Annotated in this window: 1 protein-coding gene; it reads left to right on the forward strand. The window is 66.0% G+C overall.

Annotation, left to right across the window (positions count from 1 at the left end; genetic code table 11):
* Positions 1–159 precede the first annotated feature (159 nt).
* Positions 160–981 carry a transposase family protein gene (locus tag C1I95_RS34110; protein ID WP_111220234.1) on the forward strand — a complete coding sequence of 274 codons (822 nt, stop codon included), beginning with the start codon at positions 160–162 and terminating at the stop codon, positions 979–981.
* The last annotated feature ends 40 nt before the right edge of the window (positions 982–1021 follow it).

Below are 1021 nucleotides of genomic sequence, written 5' to 3' on the forward strand. Positions count from 1 at the left end.
CACTGAGCCTTTCCGAGTAACGGTGTAGGGACTCGGGGTAGCTGGCGCGGTCGGTGGTCCGGACGCGCCCGGATCCGTTGCGGTGCAACGAGAAGACGCAGAACCCCGGTATGAAGGTGGTCCTTCCCGGGATCACCGTCATCGAGGTTCTGCGTCGCTATGAGTGTCACATACACCGCCGTCCTACCCGTACGTGAGGCGACCGTGTCGTTCCTGTCCGGCCTTCTGCACGCGCAACGGCAGCGGCTCGGTACCCGGGCGGGGACCCGGTCGTTGGGCTGCTTCAAGCAGGCCGTCCTGGTGATCCGCTGGTTGATCGACGGGACCCGTGTCTCGCAACTGGTCGCCGACAACAAGATCAGCCGGTCGACCGGGTACGCGTACCTGCATGAGGGCATCACCGTGCTCGCCGCCCAGGCGCCCGGCCTGCACTCGGTGTTGCTGGCCGCGAAGATGGCCGGCTACGGCCACGTCAACATCGACGGAACGCTGATCGAAACGGACCGGTGCCGCACCCCCGGGCCGACTCCCGGGGTGGATCTGTGGTGGTCGGGCAAGCACGACAACCACGGCGGGAACGTGCAGGTCATCACGGCTCCGGACGGGTGGCCGCTGTGGACCTCGCCGGTACGCCCCGGCCGTGAACACGACACCACCGCGCTGCGCGAGCATGGCATCCTGCCGCTGCTGAGCACCTGGACCGACGACGATCTACGGGTCCTCGGTGATCTCGGCTACGAAGGCGAAGCCGACACGATCACGGTGGCGTTCAAGAAGCCGTGCAACGAGGCCTGCACCGACGTGCAGCAGCAGTTCAACAAGGCACACAACGCGGTCCGCGCCATCGGCGAACGCGGAAACTCCCTGCTCAAGACCACCTTCAAAGCGCTGCGCAACGTCAGCCTGTGTCCCTGGAGCATCGGCCGGATCACCGCCGCCGCCCTGGTCCTGCTCCACATCGACCATTGCCGCACGACATGATCACCCAACGCCACCAACCGTTACTCGGAAAGGCTCACTG

It is taken from the genome of Micromonospora craterilacus (genome assembly GCF_003236315.1).
GTDB lineage: Bacteria > Actinomycetota > Actinomycetes > Mycobacteriales > Micromonosporaceae > Micromonospora > Micromonospora craterilacus.